The organism is Clostridium sp. UBA6640, assembly GCF_002455975.1.
Taxonomy (GTDB): domain Bacteria; phylum Bacillota; class Clostridia; order Clostridiales; family Clostridiaceae; genus Clostridium_J.
On the sequence record NZ_DKLM01000006.1, the window covers coordinates 11,637 to 15,703 of the forward strand.

The following is a 4,067-nucleotide window of genomic DNA, read 5'->3' on the forward strand; positions in this document are numbered from 1 at the left end:
ATTTTCTTTCATATGCCTTATTACAACATCTATACATGATAGTTATAATAATAAAGAGGAGTGATTACATTGAAAACTATTGGAGTATTAACTAGTGGAGGAGATTCTCCTGCTATGAATGCAGCAATTAGAGCTGTAGTAAGAATGGGTACAGATAGCAATTTAAGAGTATTAGGAATACAAAATGGATATAATGGCCTTATTCGCGGAGACGTAATGGAACTGAATAGAAGCTCTGTAGCGGACATAATTCACAGAGGTGGTACTATGCTGAAAACTGCTAGAAGTGATGATTTTAAGACTCCTCAAGGAAGAGAAAAAGCTATTAATGTTATGAAAGTTTTAAAAATAGATGGATTAATTGTTATAGGGGGAGATGGATCTTTTAAAGGAGCACAAGTTTTATCAGAAAATGGAGTGCCAACTATAGGAGTTCCAGGTACAATAGATAATGACTTGCCTTATACAGAGTATACTATAGGCTTTGATACTGCATTAAATACTGTATTAGATGCTATAAATAAAATAAGAGATACATCTACTTCACATCAAAGAGTTAGTGTTATAGAGGTTATGGGAAGAGAATGTGGTGATTTAGCACTTCATGCTGGCATTGCTGGTGGCGCTGAAAGTGTAATATTACCTGAAAAAGAGTTCAATTTTGATGAAATATGCCAATCAATTTTTGAAGGTAAGAGAAGAGGGAAACTACATAATCTAATTATATTAGCAGAAGGTGTAGCGAAGAATATTGGTGGAGCTCACAAATTAGTAGAAAAAATTGAGGCAGTTACAGGTATTGAAAGTAGAGCTACAGTGCTTGGATATATTCAAAGAGGTGGAAATCCTAGTGCATTTGATAGAGTACTAGCTTCAAAATTAGGTGCAAAAGCAGTAGAACTATTGATACAAGATAAAGGTGGCAGAGTTGTTGGTATGAGAGAAGGCAAAATCATTGATATGGATATCAATGAAGCTCTTAAAATGGAAAGAAGTTTTGATGAGAAGCTATATAATATATCAAGAGCTCTATCTTACTAATATATAATCCNNATAATCCTGGCAACAAAAGGATGGGCATAATTAAAGGAGGAAAAGAGATGAAAAAAACAAAAATAATATGTACAATTGGACCGACTACTGACGATAGAGAGATAGTTAAAACCTTAATACAATCAGGAATGAATGCAGCAAGATTAAATTTTTCTCATGGAAGTCACGAAGAACACAAGAAAAGAATTGATATGGTTAAGGAAATAAGGGTAGAATTACAAAAACATATAGCAATAATTTTAGATACTAAAGGACCTGAAATTAGAACTCATAAATTTAGTAATGATACTGTTGAACTTAAAGAGGGTACTAACTTTACTATATATTGTGGAGAAGAAATTATCGGTGATGAAACCAAATGTTCCGTAACCTATAATAACATTTGTGAAGATGTAAATGAAAATGATATTATCTTAATCAATGATGGACTTGTAGCTTTAGAGGTTCAAAGTGTAGAAGAGAACAGAGTTAATACTCTAGTTAAAAATACTGGAGTTATAGGAAACAATAAAGGCGTCAATGTGCCTAATGTTGCAATAAACCTTCCTTCATTAACAGAAAAGGATGTTTCAGATTTAATATTTGGTATAGAAAATGAAATAGACATAGTTGCGGCATCTTTCATAAGAAAGGCTTCTGACGTTTTAGATATAAGAAAAGTATTAAGCAAAAATGGTGGAGAAGATATTCAAATATTCTCAAAAATAGAAAATAGACAAGGTGTAAATAATATAGATGAAATTATAAAATTTTCTGATGGTATAATGGTTGCTAGAGGAGATCTAGGTGTTGAAATACCAACAGAAGAGGTTCCTGTAGTTCAAAAAATGATAATAGAAAAATGTAATGCTGCAGGAAAACCAGTTATTACAGCAACTCAAATGCTTGATTCTATGATTAGAAATCCAAGACCAACAAGAGCAGAGGCATCAGACGTTGCTAATGCAATATTTGATGGAACAGATGCAATAATGCTTAGTGGAGAAACAGCTAATGGTAAATATCCAGTAGAAGTTGTTAAGACAATGGCTCAAATAGCGATAACTTCTGAAAAACATATAAACTATGAATCATCACTATCTAAGAGCCAAATGAGTCATATTCCTAATGTATCAAATGCTATAAGTTTAGCAACTTGTGCTACTGCTAAAGAATTAAATGCATCAGCTATAATTACTGCAACTCAAAGTGGTCATACTACAAGACAGGTTTCAAAATACAGACCAGAATGTCCTATAATTGCAGTTACTCCTTATGAAAAAGTTGCAAGAAGTTTAGCTTTAAATTGGGGCGTATATGCAATACAAGCAGAAAAAGTAGAAAGTACAGATGAACTTATAGAGAAATGCGCAGAAGTTGCATTAGAAAAAGGATATGTATCTAAAGGTGACCTTGTAGTTATGGTAGCAGGAGTACCTGCAAACTATGTAGGAAGTACTAATATGATGAAAGTTCATATAGTAGGAGATATATTACTTAAAGGTAAAGGAACAGCGGATGTAACTGCCTTCGGTACAGCTTTATATGCAAAAGATGTAAAAGATGCTGTAAATAACATTCAAGAAGGAGACATACTTGTAGTAAAAAGATTAGGTAGAGAGTTTTTAGATGTATTAGATAATGTAGCTGGAATAATTGTAGAAGAGGATGAGATGAGCACAAGTGTTGTGCTAGAATGTTCATCTAGAGATATTCCAATTATATATAGTGCAGTAGATGCAATATCAATTATTAAAACAGGTTCATTTATAACTATGGACTCTAAACGTGGATTAGTTTACAGTGGAAGAACAAATATAAGTTCTTAATCCATTTTATGTATAATATTATAAGTATATGGACATTATTCTAAATGGAACATATAGGCAACTGATTTTTATTATTGACACCCTAATTGGGTGTTATTTTTTTATGCATAAAAATAAATTTTATTATGAGAAATTATATAGCAAATTTAATCAAAAACCTTCCATATATTGCGAAATAATAATTGGAAAAACTTACATGTATCCTTCTATGTATAAAATCTTAAATTCTACACAAAATAGATTCATAGATTTATAAGTTTAAACTTTATGTTTAGCTTATAAACCTATTTAAGAGAGCCTGGCTATTATATATAGTGAAGCTATTGTAAAGCCTGGTTCTCTATATAAAGGTAGAAGCATGGAAGAATAGGAGTGATATTATGAATGGAACTTTAGGTTGTAGTGCTGAAAATTGTGTATATAATATGTCAGGACTATGTTCAGCTAATACTATTCAAGTATTAGGATTAAATGCTCATAGTACTTCATTAACTCAATGTGGAACCTTTGCTGAAAAAGGATTAAAAAATGCTATTTCAAATGTATTTAATATGAATGTACCAGGAGAAATAAGACAGGCATTTACTAATTCATCCATAGAAATGAGCCCACACATACAGTGTGATGCTGTAAGCTGTACATATAATATTGATAAGAAATGTTCAGCTGATTATATACAAATTCATGGACCTGGTGCATTAACTAGTGCAAGAACCCAGTGCCAAACTTTTAAATAGCAAAATCTCAAAAGTTCTCCAGTGATAAGCATAACCTCCTAAAATGACATGTTGCATTAGGCAACATGTCATTTTTAATTAGGTATCTTCAAAAAATAATAAATCAGTATGTTAGCCTATTTTCTATCATACTACGTTGTTAGAACCTACACATAGCGCCACTATGAGTAGAACCTAACGCCTTGTCTGATAAAAAATATACTACCATCTTTAATCTATTATTTTTTTCAGATGCCTTAGTTAGTTTATTTTCTATCATACTGCGTTGTTAGAACCTACCTATAGCGCTCATCACTATAAGCAGAACTTGATGCCTTGTATGATGTGAGGCATTTAAGATTTCTGGTTTATTATTTTTATGGTTGAAATTGTTTCTTTCTGTTACAATAAATAGATGGGTTAGAATCAATATATAGATAAACTACCTTAAAAATTAGTTTATAGTTAAATATAGCTACACTCTTAAGTA

Annotated in this window: 3 protein-coding genes; all 3 read left to right on the forward strand. The window is 31.6% G+C overall.

The genetic code is table 11. From position 1 onward, the window contains the following. Positions 1-69: 69 nt before the first annotated feature. Positions 70-1,041 (forward strand): 6-phosphofructokinase, encoded by a 972-nt coding sequence (pfkA, locus tag B2W91_RS00715; RefSeq protein ID WP_291578341.1) that lies wholly within the window; start codon positions 70-72, stop codon positions 1,039-1,041. 59 nt (positions 1,042-1,100) lie between these two features. Further along, a complete protein-coding gene (gene pyk / locus B2W91_RS00720) occupies positions 1,101-2,861 on the forward strand; it encodes a pyruvate kinase (protein WP_291578343.1) in 1,761 nt (586 codons plus the stop codon). Positions 2,862-3,241: 380 nt separating this feature from the next. Then, positions 3,242-3,598 carry a DUF1540 domain-containing protein gene (locus B2W91_RS00725; RefSeq protein WP_291578344.1) on the forward strand — a complete coding sequence of 119 codons (357 nt, stop codon included), beginning with the start codon at positions 3,242-3,244 and terminating at the stop codon, positions 3,596-3,598. Positions 3,599-4,067 lie beyond the last annotated feature (469 nt).